The following is an 18,116-nucleotide window of genomic DNA, read 5'->3' as shown; positions in this document are numbered from 1 at the left end:
CGGGGCCGCCCCTCATGTGCCGTGCTCGCAGCGGTCAGCTGAACGAGTCGCCGCAGGCGCAGGAGCCGGTGGCGTTCGGGTTGTCGATGGTGAAGCCCTGCTTCTCGATGGTGTCGACGAAGTCGATGGAGGCGCCGCCCAGGTACGGGGCGCTCATCCGGTCGGTGACGACCTTGACGCCGTCGAAGTCCTTCACCACGTCGCCGTCGAGGGAACGCTCGTCGAAGAAGAGCTGGTAGCGCAGGCCCGAGCAGCCGCCGGGCTGAACGGCGACGCGCAGGGCCAGGTCCTCGCGGCCCTCCTGCTCCAGCAGGCCCTTGACCTTGGCCGCGGCGGCGTCGGACAGGAGGATGCCGTCGCTCACGGTGGTGGTCTCGTCCGATACGGACATCTGCTTCTCTCCCGGGTTGTTCGGACTGCTTGCCGACGGTTCAACCGCCCCAGCCGCGGATTCATTCCGGGCCAAGCGCTTGTCTGTTCCTTTTCATGCTCGCACACCCGGTGCTCCGGGGGATGCGTCACATCGACGCTATCGACATCGTCAAAGTGACACGAAGCGGCTATCATAGATAGCGTCAAATAGACGAAAAGGCGAGTTCGCTAAGAAGAAAGGGTGCGTGACGTGACCACGGCCCAGCCCCTGGATGTACAGCCGACACCGCTCGCGCTGCTGCTGCTCGGCCGGGAGGCCGACCCGAGGAGCGAGCGCGGCGTCGAATGCCCCGGCGACCTCCCCTCCCCCTCCGACCCGGACCTGGTGGAGCGCGCCCGCGCCGCGAAGGAGAAGCTCGGGGACAAGGTGTTCGTCCTCGGCCACCACTACCAGCGCGACGAGGTCATCCAGTTCGCGGACGTCACCGGCGACTCGTTCAAGCTGGCCCGCGACGCGGCCGCGCGCCCGGAGGCGGAGTACATCGTCTTCTGCGGCGTGCACTTCATGGCCGAGTCGGCGGACATCCTGACGACGGACGACCAGAAGGTCGTGCTGCCGGACCTGGCGGCGGGCTGCTCGATGGCCGACATGGCCACCGCGGAGCAGGTCGCCGAGTGCTGGGACGTGCTGACGGAGGCCGGGGTCGCCGAGCAGGTGGTCCCCGTCTCGTACATGAACTCCTCCGCGGACATCAAGGCCTTCACCGGCCGGCACGGCGGCACGATCTGCACGTCGTCGAACGCGAAGCGGGCCCTGGAGTGGGCGTTCGAGCAGGGCGAGAAGATCCTCTTCCTCCCCGACCAGCACCTGGGCCGCAACACGGCCGTGCGGGACATGGGGCTGACCCTGGAGGACTGCGTCCTCTACAACCCGCACAAGCCGAACGGCGGCCTCACCGCCGAGCAGCTGCGCGACGCGAAGATGATCCTGTGGCGCGGGCACTGCTCGGTCCACGGCCGCTTCTCCGTCGAGTCGGTGAAGGACGTCCGGGCCCGGATGCCCGGCGTCAACGTGCTGGTGCACCCGGAGTGCAAGCACGAGGTCGTCGCCGCCGCGGACTACGTGGGCTCGACGGAGTACATCATCAAGGCCCTGGAGGCGGCCCCGGCCGGCTCGAAGTGGGCGATCGGCACGGAGCTGAACCTGGTCCGCCGCCTGGCGAACCGTTTCGCCCTGGAGGGCAAGGAGATCGTCTTCCTCGACAAGACGGTCTGCTTCTGCTCGACGATGAACCGCATCGACCTGCCGCACCTGGTCTGGACCCTGGAGTCGCTGGCCGACGGCAAGCTGGTCAACCGGATCGAGGTCGACCCGGAGACGGAGAAGTACGCGAAGCTGGCGCTGGAGCGGATGCTGGCGCTGCCGTAGCGGCCGCGGCGCCGCCGACACCGGCCGGAGGAGCCCCGGTGTGCCGCAGGTCGGCATACCGGGGCTTTCGCGTATCCGCCGGGACGTTCCGGTCGGCCCAGTTCTCCCGTACGGCAGCCGATCGCACCACCCCGTGACTACGCTGCTACTCACCGCAGTGACGTGCACGTGAACCGCAGGGTCTTCGCGTGCACGGTACCGATCACGGCGACCGGAACGAACGGCGAGGACGGTGGGGCGGGTATGAGCGAAGAGGACCGTGGGACGGGTGCGGGCGACGAAGCGCGGGGGGCGGACGCGGGGCACGGGACGCGGCACGGGATCGCCGCCGACGCGCCGGCGGGTGCAAAGGAGGACACCCCTGCGGGCGCGGAGGAGGAGATGCGCCGCCGGCGGGACGCGGCCGAACGCGACCCCGCAGCCGGCCTGCCCGAGCTGGCCGGGGCCCTGCATCGGCTGTCGAACCGGCTCGCCGCTGCCGGGGACAGCGCCGGGGCCCTGGCTCCCGCGAAGGAGGCCGCACAGATCTACGCCGAACTCGGCATGACCCGCCCCGGAGCCTTCCAGGCGGAGCTCGCCCAGGCCATGGACGCCCTCGGCGACCGGGTCGCCGACACCGGGGAGCACACGGCCGCCGTGTCCTTCGCCCAGCAGGCCGTACGGCTCCAGCGCGAGCTGATCGAGGAGGAGCAGCCGGGCGCGTCCGTCCCGGCGCTCGCGGAGTATCTGCTGCGTCACGCCGCACACCTGGCGGCCGCCGGGCAGACCCTGGAGGCCGTACCTCGCACCGAGGAGGCGGCCGGCCTGCTCCGGGGCCTCGCCGAGGAGGAGCCGGACGCCTTCCTCCCCCGGCTCGCCTCGGCTCTCCACGACCTCGGCGGCCGTCTCGCCGCGGCGAGCGACGTCTCCGGGGCGATCGAGGCGGCCCAGGAGGCGCGCAGCCGCTTCCGCGCACTCGCCGCACAGCGGCCGGGCGCCTTCCGTCCGGAGCTGGCCGCGGCGCTCGAAGGCCTGGCCGGTCACCTCAACAGGTCCGGGGACACGACAGCGGGTCTCCGGGCGGCGAAGGAGGCCGTCGGTCTGCGCCGCGAGCTGACCGCTCAGCACCCCGAGGCCCACCGCTGCGGCCTCGCCGCCGCGCTGCGCACCCTCGCCGAGAGCCTGGCCGGCGCCGGCCGCCGGGACGAGGCCCTGGCCCCGGCCCGGGAGGCCGTCGACCTCCTGCGCGCACCGGGGGACGCCTCCCTGCCCGGCCTGGCCCGGTCCCTCCGGGCTCTCGGCGCCCATCTGGAGCTGAACGGCGATGCCGAGGGGGCGGTGGAGGCCTTCCGGGAAGCGGTGGCCCTCCACCGGTCCCTGGGGCCGGCCGGCCCCGGCGCCTCCGACGCCTCCCTGGTCTCCGCCCTCGACGACCTGGGCCGGGCTCTCGGCCGTGCCGGTGAGCACGCGGCGGCGATCCAGGAGTTCGACGCGACCGCCAAGGAGTTCGCCGGGGCCCGCCCCGCGACCGCCCGGCGCCTGGCAGTGGAGCGGAACGTCTTCCTGCTGCGCTGCCCCGCCCCCTGGCCCACGACCGGGGTGAGGGAGCTGGTGACGTTGCTCGACCGGGAGGCGGACGGCGGCGGGGGCGCGGACGCCGTGACCGTAAGGGCCCGGCAGGCGCTGCGCGCGTACGACGACATCGCGGCGGTGCACACGGTCTGGGAGGAGGAGACCTTCACGCCCGTGCCGGACTGGCTCACCCTGCGGCCGAGGACCGTGGAGCGCGTCAGCTCCTGGATGTTCGCGCCCGACTGGCCCCGGTCACGCGACTTCTGGTCCCGGAACGCCGACGTCCTCGGCAGCGAGGAGGCGGCGACGGCGCTGGAGGAGCTGGCGGTCCTGGACCCGCGCGGCGCACAGCGGCACGCGGCGCTCCGCGAGGCCGTCCTCGTGCACGGCGTGACCGCCGCGTACGATCCGCTGATCCTGTCCGAGCAGCTGGCGGAGTGGGTGGCGTGCGCGGACTGGGACCAGTCGCGGGCCTTCCTCCAGGAACACCCCCGCCTGCTGTCCGCACGGCCCTGCGAGGCTGACACCCCCCTGGCGCACATCGCCGTGCTCGACGTCGCCCGCACCGAGGGCCTGGACGCCGCCTACCGACTCGTCGAGGACCGCAGCGCTCTCCAGGCCTACGTGGACCGGGCGCTGGAGGCCGGGGACTGCACCGCGCTGATGCATGCGGGAGGCATCGAGGGACAGGTCTACGGGGACCGGCTCTCCTCGCTCACCCACGCCCAGGTGGCCCTGGTGCTCTCGGGGGAGGCCGAGGGCTTCGACCCGGACGACCTGGCCGCGCTCCTGCACAGGGCTCCGGAGGAGACCCGCGCCCGGCTGCTGCGGGAGACCGCCGCCGTCAGCACCCGCCACGGCGGACCGCACGGGGCTACGCTGCACCGCATCGTGCAGGCCCTCGGCCGCACCGCCAGGGGCCCCGCCCCCGCCACTCGGCCCTGAGGCCCCGACCGCCTCAGTCGCCGCCGCTTCCGGGGCTCCGCCCAAGGCGCGTTCGTCTCCTCGGTCACGGGACGAGGGACGTCGAGGGGCCTGCCCCACGCCGGTGCGTGGGACAGGCCCCTTCGTCGTCCGGCGCCTCGTCCGGCCGGTGCGGTCACACTCCCGAGGGCTCCGCCTCCCGGACCGGCTCCGGCTGGGCCGTCGCGTCCGCCTTCGCGGCGCGCTCGGCCGCCTTCTTGTCGGCGCGGCGCTCCTTGCGCAGCTCGACCATCGCGTACAGCGTCGGCACGAGCAGCAGGGTCAGCAGGGTGGAGCTGATCAGGCCGCCGATCACCACGACGCCCAGCGGCTGGGAGATGAAGCCGCCGTCGCCGGTGACGCCGAGAGCCATCGGCAGCAGGGCGAAGATGGTCGCCAGTGCTGTCATCAGGATCGGGCGGAAGCGGTGGCGGCCGCCCTCGACGACGGCTTCCACGATGCCCAGGCCCTGGGCCCGGTACTGGTTGACCAGGTCGATCAGCACGATCGCGTTGGTCACCACGATGCCGATGAGCATCAGCAGGCCGATCATCGCCGGAACGCCCAGCGGGGTGCCCGTGATCAGCAGGAGGCCGATGGCCCCGGTCGCCGCGAACGGGACGGAGACCAGCAGGATCAGCGGCTGGACGAGCGACCGGAAGGTGGCCACCAGCAGCATGAAGACGATCGCGATGGCGGCCAGCATGGCGAGGCCGAGCTGCGTGAAGGCCTCGTTCTGGTCCTCGGTGACACCGCCGATGGTGGCGGTGGCGCCGTCGGGGAGGTCCAGGGCGTCGATCTTCGCCGCGAGGGTGGCGCCCACCGCTCCGGTGTTGTCCCCGACGGGCTTGGCGGTGATCGTCGCCGCGCGCTGTCCGTCGATGCGGGTCATCGAGACCGGGCCGGGGACCAGCTCGACCGCGGCGATGTCGCCGAGTTTCACCGGGCCGAGCGGCAAGGCCTTCAGGCCGGCCATCGTGACGGTCGGGCGGGCGGGCCTGACGACGATGTCGCGCTCGGTGTCGTCCAGCGTCGCCGTGCCGGAGGGGGTGCCGCGGACGGCTCCGGCGACGACCCCGCCGAGGGTCGTGGAGTCGAACCCGGCGGCGGCCGCCCTGTCGTTGGGCGTGACGGAGATCCGCGGAACGCTCTGCGACAGGTCGCTCTGGACGTCGGTGACGTCGTCGATGGCGGCGACCTCAGAACGGACCGCGTCGGCCGCCTTCTTGAGGACGTCCGCGTCGGCGGCCTTGACGACGACGCTCAGGTCCTGCGCGCCGAAGCCGTCGCCCGCCGTGATGGTGGTGTCGCCGATGCCGTCGAGCCTGCCGAGGGCCGCGTCGATCCGGCCCTGGGCGTCCTTGTGGTCCGCGGCGTCCTCCAGGGTGACCTGGTAGGAGGCCTGGTTGGCTCCGGTGCCGCCGCCGAAGGCCGCCATGAAGCCGGAGGAGCCGACGGTGACCTGGTAGTCCTTGACGCCCTCGTCGTCGCTGAGGACCTGCTCGACCTTGCGGGCCGCCTCGTCCGCGGCCTGGAGGCTGGTGCCGGGGGCCAGCTCCTGCTTGACGGTGAGGACCTCCTGCTCGCCCGCGTCGAAGAAGTTGGTCTTGAGGAGCGGGAGCATGCCGAAGGTGGCGATGAGCACGGCGGCGGCGATGACGAGGCTGGTGACCCGGCGGCGGGTCGCGAAGCGCAGGACGGGGACGTAGAAGCGCTGGAGCTTGCTGGCGGCCTCCTTCTCCTCTGCGATGCGACGGGCCTCGGCCGCGTCCTTCGGCGTGCCCTTGGGCGCGCGCAGGAACCAGTACGACAGCACCGGCACCACGGTCAGCGAGACCAGCAGCGAGGCGAGCAGCGCCGCGGTGACGGTCAGCGAGAAGGAGCCGAAGAGCTGGCCGACCATGCCGCCGACCAGTCCGATGGGCAGGAAGACGGCGACGGTGGTGAGCGTGGCGGAGGTGACCGCTCCGGCCACTTCCCGCACCGCGGTGATGATCGCGGCGTGGCGCTCCTCGCCGTAACCGAGGTGGCGCTTGATGTTCTCCAGGACCACGATCGAGTCGTCGACGACCCGGCCGATGGCGATGGTCAGCGCGCCGAGGGTGAGCATGTTCAGCGACAGGTCGCGCGTCCAGAGCACGATCAGCGCGAGGACGATGGAGAGCGGGATGGAGACCGCGGTGACCAGCGTCGAGCGGATCGACGCGAGGAAGACCAGGATCACCACGACCGCGAAGACCAGGCCGAGCGCGCCCTCGGTGGTCAGCCCTGAGATGGCCTTGGAGACGGCGGGCCCCTGGTCGGAGACGACGGTCAGCTCGGCGCCGCTCCCGAGGTCCTGGCGGAGGCCGGGGAGCTTGTCCTCGACGGCGTCGGAGATGGCGACGGCGCTGCCGTCCTTGTCCATCGTCGCCATGACCGCGAGGCTCGGCTTGCCGTTGGTGCGGGTGATGGAGACCGCGGTGGCCGGTTCCTGCTTCACCTCGGCCACGTCACCGAGGCGCACCGGCTTGCCGGGGTCGCCGCCCGCCGGGTCCTGGGCGACGACCTGGAGGTCCTCGATCTGCTGGAGCGAGGTGTAGCCGCCGCCGACCTGGATGGTGCGGCTCTTGCCGGACTCGGAGAACGCCCCGGCCGGCAGGGTCGCGCCGCCCGCCCTGAGGGCCTGGGAGAGCGCGCCCGTGTTCAGACCGGCCCCGGCGAGCTTCCGGTCGTCGGGGACGACGGAGACCTGGAGTTCGCGCACGCCGTCGACGGTGACCTGGCCGACGCCCTCGATGTCCTGGAGGGCCGGGACGACCGTGCGGTCCAGCTCGTCGGCGAGCGCCTGCTGATCCTTGTCGGAGGTGACCGCGAGGACCACGGCGGGGATGTCGTCGGTGGAGCCGGCGACGACCTGCGGGTCGACGCCTTCGGGCAGCTGGGCGCGGGCCCGGTTGACGGCCTGCTGGATGTCGGCGACGAGCTGCTTGGTGCCTTCGTCACCGAAGTCGAAGCTCGCCATGATCACGGCGTTGCCCTCGCCGGCGGTCGAGGTGATGCCCTCGACGCCGTCGACGGCCTTGATGGCGTTCTCCAGCGGTTCGACGACCTGCTTCTCGACCACATCGGGGGACGCACCCTGGTACGGCGCCAGCACCGAGACCATCGGCAGTTCGATGGTGGGCAGCAGCTGCTGTTTGAGCTGCGGGATCGCTATCGCGCCGAAGACGAGCGCGACGATCGACATCAGCCCGATCAGGGCCCTTTGCGCGAGGCTGAATCTGGACAGCCAGGACATGGGTGGGTCTCTCTTCTGTGGCGTACGCGGCGAGGGGGCCGGGAGGGGACGGGGCGCCTCCAGCCCACCTCCCACGATCTCCGGTCCGCGCGGCCGAGACGTCGCCCCCCGGACTGCTTTCTCATGCCGCGCATACCGCAGGTGGAGTACGCCGGTGTACGCCGCGTCTCCCCGGTCAGTCCGCCCGGGGGCGCACCAGTCCCGATTCGTAGGCGATTACCACCAATTGGGCGCGGTCGCGGGCCCCGACCTTCGCCATCGCCCGGTTCACATGGGTCTTGACGGTGAGCGGGCTGACCGACAGGCGTTCGGCGATCCGGTCGTTCGAGTGACCGCCCGCCACCAGCACCAGGACCTCGCGTTCGCGACCGGTGAGCGCGCCCAGCCGCTCCGCGTACTCCGCGCTGTCCGGCCCCTGCCCCGAACTTCCGCCCTGCGCCAGGAACGTGGCGATGAGCCCCTTGGTCGCGGCCGGGGAGAGCAGCGCCTCGCCGGCCGCCGCGATCCGGATGGCGTTGAGCAGCTCCTCGGGTTCCGCGCCCTTGCCGAGGAAGCCGGAGGCTCCGGCGCGCAGCGACTGGACGACGTACTCGTCGACCTCGAAGGTGGTGAGCATGACCACGCGTACGCCGGACAGCTCCGGGTCCGCGCTGATCATCCGGGTGGCGGCGAGCCCGTCCGTGCCCGGCATCCGGATGTCCATGAGCACCACCCGTGCGCCCGTCGCGCGGGCCAGCTCGACCGCCTGGGCCCCGTCCGCCGCCTCGCCGACGACCTCCATGTCGGGCTCGGAGTCCACCAGCACCCGGAACGCGCTGCGCAGCAGCGCCTGGTCGTCGACGAGCAGCACCTTGATGGGCGGGGTGGGCGCCGGTCGCGTCGCCGGCGGCGTCGGCCGGGTCATCGGCGTGCCCCCGTTCCGCCCGCTGTCCCCGGCGGTTCCGGTTCACCCGCGCGGGCCTCGACCGGCAGGATCGCATGGACCCGGAACCCGCCGCCGTACCGAGGCCCCGCGGTGAGGGCGCCGCCGAGGGCGGTGACGCGTTCGCGCATGCCGACCAGGCCGTGGCCGCCGCTGTCCCGGCCGTCCTCGGCGCGGCTTGCCGCCCCGGAGGCGGGTCGTCGCGCCGGGGCGCCCCGGCCGTCGTCGAGCACCGTGATCTCCACGGTGGCCCCGACCCGCACGACGCTCACCTCGGCCCGGGCGCCGGGGCCCGCGTGCTTGCGGACGTTGGTCAGGGCCTCCTGGACGACCCGGTAGGCAGCCAGGTCGACGGCGGCCGGGAGCCGGGTCCCCTCGGCGGCGCAGGCCACCTCCACGGGGAGGCCGGCGTTGCGGAAGGTGTCCAGCAGCTCGGCGAGGACCGCGAGGCCGGGGGCCGGTTCTGTGGGCGCTTCCGGGTCGCCCTGCTGGCGCAGCAGCCCCACGGTGACGCGGAGTTCGTTGAGCGCGGAGCGGCTGGCTTCCCGGACGTGGGCGAGCGCCTCCTTGGCCTGGTCCGGACGCCTGTCCATCACATGGGCGGCGACCCCGGCCTGGACGTTGACGAGCGCGATGTGGTGGGCGACGACGTCGTGGAGGTCCCGGGCGATCCGCAGCCGCTCCTCGGCGACGCGGCGGCGGGCCTCCTCCTCGCGGGTCCGCTCGGCCCGCTCGGCGCGCTCCCTGATGGCGTCGACGAACGCGCGCCTGCTGCGTACGGCGTCCCCCGCGGCGGACGCCATCCCGGTCCAGGCGAACACGCCGAGGTTCTCCTGGCTGTACCAGGGCGTCGAGCCGAAGGCCATCGCGACCACGGTCAGCGCGCCCATGGTCAGCAGCCCGACCCGCCAGGTGGTGGGCCGGTCGGTGCGTGAGGCGACGGTGTAGAGCGCGACGACGGTGCTCATGACGACCGGGGCCGGCGGGTCCATCAGGACGAACTCGGCGGCCGTCAGGGCGCCGGTCACGGTCAGCACGCCCATCGGCCGGCGTCGCCGCAGCGCCAGGGCCACGGCCGCGAGCACCATGAGGAGCACGCTGGGCGGCTCGGGGGTGCGGGCGCCGAAGGTCGGCCCGCGGCCGCCGCCCGGGTCGGCGAACGAACCGCAGATCATCGAGACGAGGACGCACAGAGCCAGCGCCGCGTCGAACGCGAGGGGATGGTCCCGAAGCCAGCGGCGGGCGCGCGCGAACCCGGACGAGAGGGTGGTCACGTCCGGCAACGGTACGGTGTGCCCGGCCCGGGGGCGGCCCCGGTGGTGCGCCGCCCCCGGCGGTGCCCGCGCCCGGCCCGCGCGGAGGGGGCCGTTTCCCGGTGTACGCACAGCGCCCCGCGACCGGCGGGCCGGACACGGGGCACAAGGGTGCGAGCGCTGGTTCAGCTGGGAATGAGCCCGTCGTCGCTCAGCATGGCCCGTACGTCCGCGATGGTGGCGTCGGGCGCCGGGAGGATGAGCTCGGACGGCTCCAGCGAGTCGTCCGGCAGGGGCGTGCCGAGCTCGCGCACCTTGTCCAGGAGCGCGTGGAGCGTGGCACGAAAGCCGGGGCCGTCGCCGGTCTCCATCTCCTTGAGCAACACGTCGTCGAGCTCGTTCAGTTCGACGAGGTGACTGTCGGCGAGCTTGACCTGGCCTTCCCCCATGATCCGTACGATCATGACGCTGTCCTCACTGCTTGTCGAACTTGTGCGGGGACTGCTGCGACTGCGGCGCGGCGTCCTGGGCACCGCCCTCGATGGCCTGCTGGGAGGAGGAGCCGCCGGACAGCTCGGCCTTCATCCGCTGAAGCTCCAGCTCCACGTCCGTGCCGCCGGAGAGCCGGTCCAGCTCGGCGGCGATGTCGTCCTTCGCCGTGCCGGTCGGGTCGTCCAGGGCGCCGGAGGCGAGCAGCTCGTCGATGGCGCCGGCCCGCGCCTGGAGCTGCTGCGTCTTGTCCTCGGCACGCTGGATCGCCAGGCCGACGTCGCCCATCTCCTCGGAGATCCCGGAGAAGGCCTCGCCGATGCGGGTCTGGGCCTGCGCCGCCGTGTAGGTGGCCTTGATGGTCTCCTTCTTGGTGCGGAAGGCGTCGACCTTGGCCTGCAACCGCTGGGCCGCCAGAGTGAGCTTCTCCTCCTCGCCCTGCAACGTGGTGTGCTGCGTCTCCAGATCGGTGACCTGTTGCTGGAGGGCGGCGCGCCGCGACAGCGCTTCGCGCGCCAGGTCCTCGCGGCCCAGCGCCAGCGCCTTGCGGCCCTGGTCCTCCAGCTTGGACGACTGACCCTGCAACTGGTTCAGCTGCAGTTCCAGGCGCTTGCGGGACGTCGCCACGTCGGCGACGCCGCGACGCACCTTCTGAAGCAGCTCCAGCTGCTTCTGGTACGAGTAGTCGAGGGTCTCGCGCGGATCTTCGGCCCGGTCAAGGGCCTTGTTTGCCTTCGCGCGGAAGAGCATCCCCATACGCTTCATGACACCGCTCATGGGCTTCGCGCGCCCCCTTCTGACGAACTGAGCTCCAGCACTCCCGATAGAACCCACAGTACGGGCCCTGTCTCTATTACCGCACTGTTCGGACCCGGATGTGCTCCTACCCAAGGACGACTGCGCCGGGCGACGCTCCCGCCCAGGGTGTAGGCGGCGCCCCGGGAAAGCGGGTGACAGGCGAGGGAACGGACGGTAAACGTCCGTTCTGCCCCTCTCCGGGGGCTTCGCGGGCCCGGTCCGTTGCCCGATCGTTCCCGCCCGGTCCACCGGCCCGCCCGCCGACCCCGTACCCTTGGGTTTTGTGTTCCGTAGCCGCGCCAAGGAAGAGAAGGTCCCCACCGCCAAGGTGACGACGGACCTCTCCACGCATCCCCGCGACCCGCAGGCCCCCAAGGGTCGCCCCACCCCCAAGCGCAGTGAGGCCCAGACGCAGCGCCGGCGTGCCTCCACGACGCCGGTCGACCGCAAGTCGGCCATGAAGCGTCAGCGCGAAGCGCGCCGCGCCGATCTGGCCAGGCAGCGTGAGGCGCTCGCCTCTGGCGACGAGCGCTACCTGCCGGTCCGCGACAAGGGGCCGGTGCGGCGCTTCGTCCGCGACTTCGTGGACTCGCGCTTCTGGGTCGCCGAGTGGTTCCTGCCGATCGCGGTGGTCATCCTGGTCCTCAGCGTGATCCAGGTGCCGTACGTGCAGACCATCTCGCTGACGCTGTGGATCGGTGTGATCGTCCTGATCGTGGTCGACTCGGTCGGCATGACCCTCCGGCTGAAGAAGCAGCTGCGCGAGCGCTTCCCGGACACGCCGAAGCGCGGGGCGGTGCCGTACGCCCTGATGCGCTCGCTCCAGATGCGTCGACTGCGGCTGCCGAAGCCGCAGGTCAAGCGCGGAGAGCGGCCCTGAGCACGGAGGCCTTCGGCCTCACCGGGACCGCATCGTCGTCGACCGCTCCGGGCGGCGTCCGCGAGGCGGTGCGCCAGGAGCTGGTGGCGCGGCAGCTGGACGAGCAGATGGCGGGGCGGTTCCCCGTCGGGCGGCGGCTGCGCGTCCTGGACGTGGGCATGGGCCGGGGCACCCAGGCGCTGCGGCTGGCTCGGGCCGGCCACTCTGTGACCGGCCTGGAGGCGGACGCCCGCCTGCTCGGCGCGGCCCGCGAGAGCCTTTCCGCGGAGCCCGAGGGCATCCGGGAGCGGGTCAGGCTCATCGAGGGCGACGGCCGCGACACCGGGGTGCACTTCCTGCCCGGCAGCTTCGACGTGGTGCTGTGCCACGGCGTCCTGATGCACGTCGAGGAGCCGGACCCCATGCTGGCCGGGCTGGCGCGGATGCTGGCCCCCGGCGGTCTGCTCTCCCTTCTCGTCCGGAACGCGGACGCCCTCGCGATGGGCCCCGGCCTTTGCGGTGACTTCGCCGCCGCCCTGACCGCCCTGGACTCCGCCTCGTACACCGACCGGCTCGGCCGCACGGTGCGGGCCGACCGGCTCGGCGCGCTGCGGACCACCCTGGCCGGGATCGCCGCGCCGCTGCACGCTTGGTACGGCGTGCGGGTCTTCACGGACAACGTGGCGGACGCTCTGGAGCTGCCGGCCGGTGAACTGGACCGGGTCATCGCCCTGGAGGACCGGGCCGGGCGGACCGACCCGTACCGGAGTGTGGCGGCGCTGCTGCATCTGTGCGGAGTGCGCGGCTGAGGGCTGCCCCGTCATGCCCCGTGGATCGGTGCGCGGCGTCGGACGCGGCGCGTCGCACGGCCGAGGGCCGTCCGCCCACGGATGGACGCGGGCGTTCCGGCAACGCGGCCAGGCGCCGCGGCCGGCGTCCTTTACCGGCCGGGGAGACGGGACAGCCCTGAGGACCCCGGCTTCGCCCGGTCGCGGCGCCATGCCCGGCCGTCTTCGGACGGCGTGCGGCCGGACCCGGCCGGATGCCGTGCGGCCGGACCCGGCCCTGCTCCGCTCGGAAGGCGAGGCTCGCCCCCGCCGTCCGCCACCGCCCCCGGCCCCCGTTCGGCCCATCAGCGCGGGTGCCCCGGCCGGTGGCTCCACCAGACTCCGGATATGGATATTCCGGGCACCGACGCACCCCTCTTCCGCAGCCGAGCGCGCAGGCGGCTGCTCCCCCTGCCGGCCGTCGTCTGCGCGGTGGCCCTGGCGGGCGGCTGCTCCGGCACGAGTCCGGCGGCCCCCTCGCCCGCGGCCAGCGCCCCGGGCACGGCCCAGGGTGCGGTGACCCGTGCCTCCGATGACCTGGAGAGCGCCTACCAGCGGGTGATCAACGACGTCCTGCCGTCGGTGGTGCAGATCGACGCCTCGGACAGTCTCGGTTCCGGGGTCGTCTACGACGCCAGGGGCCACATCGTCACCAACGCCCATGTGATCGGTGAGGAGAAGGAGTTCAAGGTCAGCGTCGCCACCGGGGAGACGCTCCTGAGCGCCTCGCTGGTCTCCTCCTACCCCGAGCAGGATCTCGCCGTGATCAGACTCGACGAGGTGCCCGAGGGGCTGAAGCCCGCGAAGTTCGGCGAGGCGGACCAGGTCGAGGTGGGGCAGATCGTGATGGCGATGGGCTCGCCGCTCGGCCTGTCCAGCAGCGTCACCCAGGGCATCGTCTCCGCGCTCGGCCGGACCGTCAGCGAGAGCCGGGCGGGCGGCGGCACCGGCGCGACGATCGCCGACATGGTGCAGACGTCCGCGGCGATCAACCCGGGCAACAGCGGCGGGGCGCTGGTCGACCTCGACAGCCGGGTGATCGGCATTCCCACCCTCGCGGCGACGGACCCGCAGCTGGGTGGCAGCGCGGCTCCGGGCATCGGCTTCGCGATCCCCGTGTCGATGGTGCGCACGGTCGCCGACCAGATCATCGAGCACGGCCGGGTCACGGACTCGGGCCGGGCGGCGCTGAACATCACCGGCCGCACGGTCGTCGACGACAGCTACCGCCCGTCCGGGGTGGCGCTGGTCAGCGTCGAGCGGGGCGGCGCCGCGGACCGGGCGGGGCTGCGGGCCGGGGACGTCATCACGGAAGTCGGCGACAGCGAGGTCACCACCATCACGTCGCTCTCCGAAGCGCTGGCGGACGCGGAACCGGGCCAGAAGGTCACGGTGACGTACACCCGCGAGGACGACAACCGGACGGCAGAGGTCACGCTCGGCGAGATCTGAGCCCGACGCCGGCGTACCGAACGCGGGCGGGACGGGGACGGGCGAGGGGCGGGCGGTACGGGAGCGCCCCCGACCGCCCGCCCCTCGCTGTGCCTGTGCCTGTGCCTGTGCCTGTGCCTGTGCCGTCGAGCGTCAGGCGTTGTCCGCCTGCAGGCTCATCGGGCCGTAGATCTTGGCCGAGTCCTCGAAGAGCGTCACCTGTGCGGCGCCGCCCTCCAGCAGTTCCTTCCAGTACTCACCGATCCAGGACTCCGCGTCCCCCTGGGTGGGGAACTCCTCCGGCTCCAACGCCGGCTCCGTCTCCGTACCGTCGGACTTCTCGAACCGCCACGTCCACGCCATGTCCGCCTCCTGGGTCACGTTGCTGCCACGAAGCCTAGCCGGGCGCGCACCCGCCGTGGGGACACGGGAAGATCGAGACGTGGAACTGACTCTGCTCGGCACCGGCGCCCCCGACGGGCTGCCCCGCCCCTCCTGCCCCTGCGCGGCCTGCGCCGCGGCCCGCGGCCCGTGGGCGCGGGCCGCGACATCGCTGCTGGTCGACGAGGCGCTGCTGCTCGACCTCACCCCCCAGGCGGTGCTCGCGGCCGCGCGGGCCGGACGTGCGCTGGGCGCGGTCCGCCAGGTGCTGCTGACCCATCCGCACGACGGGCCCGCCGTCGAGCTGCCCGCCGTCCTGCCGCCCGCCGGGCGGGTCCCGGACGGCCAGGTCCTGACCCTGATCAGCGGGCACCGCGTGCGGGCCGTTCCGATGGACGCCCCGGGGACCGGCTACGAGGTGAGCGCGCCGGAGGGCGAGCGGCTGCTGTACCTGCCGCCGGGGGCCGCGCCGTCGGGACTGCCCGAGCGGGTGGAGGCGCCGTACGACATGGTCCTCTGCGACATCGTCGGGCGGCCCGACGCGCTGGCCAGGCTGCGGGGGGCGGGGGCGGTCGGCCCGGCCACCGAGGTGATCGCGGTCCACCTGGACCACGACGCGCCGCCGGGCCGTGCCCTGGACCGGCGGCTCGCGGCGGCGGGGGCGCGGGCCGTGCCGGACGGGACGACGCTGGAGGTGGGCGGCGACCGCACGGCGTCGGACGTGCCGCGCCGGGTGCTGGTCACGGGCGGGGCGCGGTCGGGGAAGTCCCTGGAGGCCGAGCAGCGCCTGGAGACCTTTCCGGACGTGGTGTATGTGGCGACCGGCGGTCACCGCGAGGGCGACGCGGACTGGGCGGCACGGGTGGGGCTGCACCGGGACCGCAGGCCCGGGGCCTGGCGCACCGAGGAGACCTGCGACCTCGTGGATCTGCTGCGCGCGGACGGGCCTCCGCTGCTGATCGACTGCCTGTCGCTCTGGCTGACGGACGCGATGGACCGGGTCGACGCCTGGGAGGGGGCCCGGTGGCGGGACGGCGGCGAGACGGCGCTGCGGGCACGGGTCGCGGAGCTGGTCGGCGCGGTGCGCGCGACCCGGCGCCGGGTGGTGATGGTGACCAACGAGGTGGGTTCGGGGGTGGTCCCGGCGACCCCGGCGGGGCGGCGCTTCCGGGACGAGCTCGGTCGGCTCAACGCGGCGGTGGCCGGCGAGTGCGAGGAGGTGCTGCTCGTGGTCTCGGGTCAGGTCCTGGTGGTGCGGGGCTGAGGGCGCGCGGGCCGGGCCCGCACCGGGGACCGACCGGTACTGTTCCGGGCGGGGACCCGCCGCCGGGTTCCCGGCCCGGACCCCGACGTGACGACCCGCGAGGCAGACCTCCGTGAATCTGGACGACTTCTCCGACCTGATCGAGCGCCCTGACGGGGGCGTGCGCCACGATGCCGAGGAGCGGCGCGAGCGGCTGAGCGTCCCGCCCGGGGCCCTCGGCCGCCTCGACGAGCTGGGCGAGTGGCTCAGCGCCGCCCAGCAGTCCGTACCGGTCAGGGCAGTCGAGCGGCCTCGTGTCGTGCTGTTCGCCGGCGACCACGGGGTGGCCGAACTGGGCGTCTCCGGCCGGGCGGCGGGCAGCGCGTACGAGCTGGTCCGGGCCGCCCTCGACGGCGCGAGCCCGGTCGCGGTGCTGGCGCGGCGCTTCTCCGTGCCGCTGCGGATCGTGGACGCCGGGCTCGACTGCGATCCTCAGCTGCTGCCGGAGTCCGTCGTGCGCCACCGGGTGCGGCGGGGCTCGGGGCGGATCGACGTCGAGGATTCGCTGAGCGCGGAGGAGGCGGAGCGCGCGGTCCGCCTGGGCATGGCGATCGCCGACGAGGAGGCGGACTCCGGGACCGATCTGGTGGTGCTCGGCGACCTCAGCGTCGGAGGGACGACGGCTGCGGCCACGCTCGTCGCGGCGCTCTGCGGCACGGACGCCTCCGTGGTGACCGGGCGCGGCGGGGCGGGCATCGACGATCTGGCGTGGATGCGCAAGTGCGCGGCGATCCGCGACGCGCTGCGCCGGGCCCGCCCGGTGCTGGGCGACCAGGTGGAGCTGTTGGCGACGTCCGGGGGCGCGGACCTGGCAGCGATCACCGGGTTCCTCCTGCAGAGCGCGGTGCGCCGGATGCCGGTGATCCTGGACGGGGTCGTCTCCGCGGCCTGCGCCCTGGTGGCCCAGCGGGCGGCGTTCCGCGCGCCCGACTGGTGGCTGGCCGGTCAGGTCAGCGGGGAGCCCGCGCAGACGAAGGCGCTGGACCGGATGGCGCTGACCCCGCTGCTGGACCACGGTGTGACGGTCGGCGAGGGCAGCGGGGCGTTGCTGGCCCTGCCGTTGGTGCAGGCGGCGGCCGCGCTCGCCGCGGAACTGCCCGAGCGCGCCCCGAAGACGGCGGACGGTCCGCAGGACGCCGAGGAGGCCGCGGCCGCGGAGCCCGCCGCCCCGGGGCCGGCCGACACGCCGGCGAAGGCCGTCGACGGGCTCTGAGCGCCTGCGGAACGCCGGGAGGGCGCGGGCCCTTTCCCGCACGGAGCAGCCGGGTGATCGTACGCGCGGCGGCGGAGGTCAAGCCGAACGCGGCCGGCGCGAGGAGCAGCGGCCCCGCCCGGTTCCGCGATGCCGCCGTGCCGCCGTGCCGCCAGTGACCCATGCCACCCACTCCTGATGTGTCGGGTTTCGCCGCGTCCATCACGTTCGACCCGTCTGTCCGCGGGTGACAGCGGCTAGCCTGCGCGCGGTGACCTCCCTGAACAGCCACGGCCTGCGTTTCGCCTTCGGCACCCTGACGGTGCTGCCCGTCCGGGTGTCCCGCTGGGACCGCGCGGCGGCCCGCTCCGGCATGCTCTGCGCCCCGCTCGCCGGGCTCGTCGTGGGGGTGCTCGCCGCGGCCTTCGGCTCGCTGTCGCTGCTGGCCGGCGCGGGGCCCCTGCTCGCGGCGGTCGCCTCCGTCGCGGTGCCCGCGGCCCTCACTCGGGGCCTGCACCTGGACGGTCTGGCGGACACGGCGGACGGCCTGGGCAGCGGGAAGCCCGCCGAGGACGCGCTGCGCGTCATGAAGCAGTCCGACATCGGGCCGTTCGGCGTGATCACGCTGCTCCTGGTGCTGCTGTCCCAGGTCGCGGCCCTCTTCGAGCTGTACGGCGCGGGGTGGGCGCACGGCGCGCTGGGCGCGGTGGTGGCCGGTGTCGCCGCCCGTCTGGCGCTCACCCTGGCATCCCGGGAGGGCGTCCCGGCGGCCCGGCCCGAGGGCCTGGGCGCGACGGTCGCGTCCACGGTGCCGGCCGGGCGGGCCCTGCTGGCGGTGATGGCGGCGGTGGCGTTGTGCGCTGCGGCGGGCGCACCGCTGGGCCCGTACGGGGCGCTGCACCACGCGCTCGCGGCGCTCGGCGCGCTCGGCGCGGCCGAACTGCTGCTGCGGCACTGCGTGCGACGGTTCGGCGGGGTCACCGGGGACGTCTTCGGCGGCGTCGAGGAGGCCGCGGCGACGGCCGCTCTGGTGGTGCTGTCGCTCGGGCCGTGACCCGGCCGCGTG

At 73.7% G+C, this 18,116-nt stretch carries 15 protein-coding genes; 8 read left to right on the top strand and 7 right to left on the bottom strand.

Features of this window, described 5'->3' with window-relative positions; genetic code table 11:
• Positions 1 to 34: 34 nt before the first annotated feature.
• On the bottom strand, positions 35 to 391 hold the full coding sequence (locus tag V9U70_RS23835) for a HesB/IscA family protein (RefSeq protein ID WP_003969624.1): 357 nt from the start codon (positions 389 to 391) through the stop codon (positions 35 to 37).
• A 222-nt stretch (positions 392 to 613) separates the two neighbouring features.
• Here V9U70_RS23835 and nadA point away from each other — a divergent pair, with 222 nt between their 5' ends.
• On the top strand, positions 614 to 1,801 hold the full coding sequence (gene nadA / locus V9U70_RS23830; RefSeq protein WP_336678363.1) for a quinolinate synthase NadA: 1,188 nt from the start codon (positions 614 to 616) through the stop codon (positions 1,799 to 1,801).
• Positions 1,802 to 2,044: 243 nt separating this feature from the next.
• Entirely contained in the window at positions 2,045 to 4,297 is a 2,253-nt protein-coding gene (locus V9U70_RS23825) for a tetratricopeptide repeat protein (protein ID WP_336678361.1), read from the top strand.
• Between the two features lie 154 nt (positions 4,298 to 4,451).
• Here V9U70_RS23825 and V9U70_RS23820 read toward each other — a convergent pair whose 3' ends face one another.
• From V9U70_RS23820 to V9U70_RS23800, 5 genes are all read right to left on the bottom strand, one after another.
• The gene (locus tag V9U70_RS23820) at positions 4,452 to 7,595 is read right to left on the bottom strand and encodes an efflux RND transporter permease subunit (protein ID WP_336678360.1); all 3,144 of its coding nucleotides are present in this window, start codon (positions 7,593 to 7,595) and stop codon (positions 4,452 to 4,454) included.
• A gap of 175 nt (positions 7,596 to 7,770) precedes the next feature.
• Complete coding sequence (locus tag V9U70_RS23815) at positions 7,771 to 8,499, bottom strand: response regulator transcription factor (protein ID WP_336678358.1); 729 nt, start codon at positions 8,497 to 8,499, stop codon at positions 7,771 to 7,773.
• Entirely contained in the window at positions 8,496 to 9,791 is a 1,296-nt protein-coding gene (locus V9U70_RS23810) for a sensor histidine kinase (protein WP_336678356.1), read from the bottom strand. Before V9U70_RS23810 ends, V9U70_RS23815 begins: the two co-directional genes overlap by 4 nt.
• A 164-nt stretch (positions 9,792 to 9,955) precedes the next feature.
• Complete coding sequence (pspAA, locus tag V9U70_RS23805; RefSeq protein WP_336678354.1) at positions 9,956 to 10,234, bottom strand: PspA-associated protein PspAA; 279 nt, start codon at positions 10,232 to 10,234, stop codon at positions 9,956 to 9,958.
• Between the two features lie 10 nt (positions 10,235 to 10,244).
• Entirely contained in the window at positions 10,245 to 11,024 is a 780-nt protein-coding gene (locus V9U70_RS23800; RefSeq protein WP_336678352.1) for a PspA/IM30 family protein, read from the bottom strand.
• A 316-nt stretch (positions 11,025 to 11,340) separates the two neighbouring features.
• On the opposite strand from V9U70_RS23800, the gene V9U70_RS23795 reads away from it, so the two are divergent.
• The 3 genes from V9U70_RS23795 (at position 11,341) to V9U70_RS23785 (ending at position 14,195) form a co-directional block, all read left to right on the top strand.
• The gene (locus tag V9U70_RS23795; protein WP_336678350.1) at positions 11,341 to 11,937 is read left to right on the top strand and encodes a DUF3043 domain-containing protein; all 597 of its coding nucleotides are present in this window, start codon (positions 11,341 to 11,343) and stop codon (positions 11,935 to 11,937) included.
• Between the two features lie 107 nt (positions 11,938 to 12,044).
• Positions 12,045 to 12,725 carry a class I SAM-dependent methyltransferase gene (locus V9U70_RS23790; protein WP_419724018.1) on the top strand — a complete coding sequence of 227 codons (681 nt, stop codon included), beginning with the start codon at positions 12,045 to 12,047 and terminating at the stop codon, positions 12,723 to 12,725.
• A gap of 366 nt (positions 12,726 to 13,091) precedes the next feature.
• Entirely contained in the window at positions 13,092 to 14,195 is a 1,104-nt protein-coding gene (locus V9U70_RS23785; RefSeq protein WP_336678347.1) for a S1C family serine protease, read from the top strand.
• 132 nt (positions 14,196 to 14,327) lie between these two features.
• On the opposite strand, the gene V9U70_RS23780 is transcribed toward V9U70_RS23785, so the two are convergent.
• The gene (locus V9U70_RS23780) at positions 14,328 to 14,537 is read right to left on the bottom strand and encodes a hypothetical protein (protein ID WP_336678345.1); all 210 of its coding nucleotides are present in this window, start codon (positions 14,535 to 14,537) and stop codon (positions 14,328 to 14,330) included.
• A 79-nt stretch (positions 14,538 to 14,616) separates the two neighbouring features.
• Here V9U70_RS23780 and V9U70_RS23775 point away from each other — a divergent pair, with 79 nt between their 5' ends.
• From V9U70_RS23775 to V9U70_RS23765, 3 genes are all read left to right on the top strand, one after another.
• Positions 14,617 to 15,819, top strand: coding sequence for a bifunctional adenosylcobinamide kinase/adenosylcobinamide-phosphate guanylyltransferase (locus V9U70_RS23775; RefSeq protein WP_336678344.1), 1,203 nt, complete (start codon positions 14,617 to 14,619; stop codon positions 15,817 to 15,819).
• Between the two features lie 112 nt (positions 15,820 to 15,931).
• Entirely contained in the window at positions 15,932 to 17,071 is a 1,140-nt protein-coding gene (gene cobT, locus V9U70_RS23770) for a nicotinate-nucleotide--dimethylbenzimidazole phosphoribosyltransferase (RefSeq protein ID WP_336678342.1), read from the top strand.
• Positions 17,072 to 17,321: 250 nt separating this feature from the next.
• Positions 17,322 to 18,104, top strand: a complete 783-nt coding sequence (locus V9U70_RS23765) for an adenosylcobinamide-GDP ribazoletransferase (RefSeq protein ID WP_336678340.1) — start codon at positions 17,322 to 17,324, stop codon at positions 18,102 to 18,104.
• Positions 18,105 to 18,116: the final 12 nt, after the last annotated feature.

This window comes from Streptomyces pratensis (assembly GCF_037137275.1).
GTDB classification, from domain to species: domain Bacteria; phylum Actinomycetota; class Actinomycetes; order Streptomycetales; family Streptomycetaceae; genus Streptomyces; species Streptomyces pratensis_B.
Note: the sequence above shows the minus strand (reverse complement) of the source record. Positions and strands in the feature narration are given on the sequence as shown.

Excerpts from the sequence above, each read along its gene's own strand:
- V9U70_RS23825 (WP_336678361.1), top strand. The coding sequence starts at position 2,045 with ATGAGCGAAGAGGACCGTGGGACGGGTGCGGGCGACGAAGCGCGGGGG.
- pspAA (WP_336678354.1), bottom strand. The coding sequence starts at position 10,234 with ATGATCGTACGGATCATGGGGGAAGGCCAGGTCAAGCTCGCCGACAGT.
- V9U70_RS23780 (WP_336678345.1), bottom strand. The coding sequence starts at position 14,537 with ATGGCGTGGACGTGGCGGTTCGAGAAGTCCGACGGTACGGAGACGGAG.
- V9U70_RS23800 (WP_336678352.1), bottom strand. The coding sequence starts at position 11,024 with ATGAAGCGTATGGGGATGCTCTTCCGCGCGAAGGCAAACAAGGCCCTT.
- V9U70_RS23790 (WP_419724018.1), top strand. The coding sequence starts at position 12,045 with ATGGCGGGGCGGTTCCCCGTCGGGCGGCGGCTGCGCGTCCTGGACGTG.
- V9U70_RS23785 (WP_336678347.1), top strand. The coding sequence starts at position 13,092 with ATGGATATTCCGGGCACCGACGCACCCCTCTTCCGCAGCCGAGCGCGC.
- V9U70_RS23815 (WP_336678358.1), bottom strand. The coding sequence starts at position 8,499 with ATGACCCGGCCGACGCCGCCGGCGACGCGACCGGCGCCCACCCCGCCC.
- V9U70_RS23835 (WP_003969624.1), bottom strand. The coding sequence starts at position 391 with ATGTCCGTATCGGACGAGACCACCACCGTGAGCGACGGCATCCTCCTG.
- V9U70_RS23820 (WP_336678360.1), bottom strand. The coding sequence starts at position 7,595 with ATGTCCTGGCTGTCCAGATTCAGCCTCGCGCAAAGGGCCCTGATCGGG.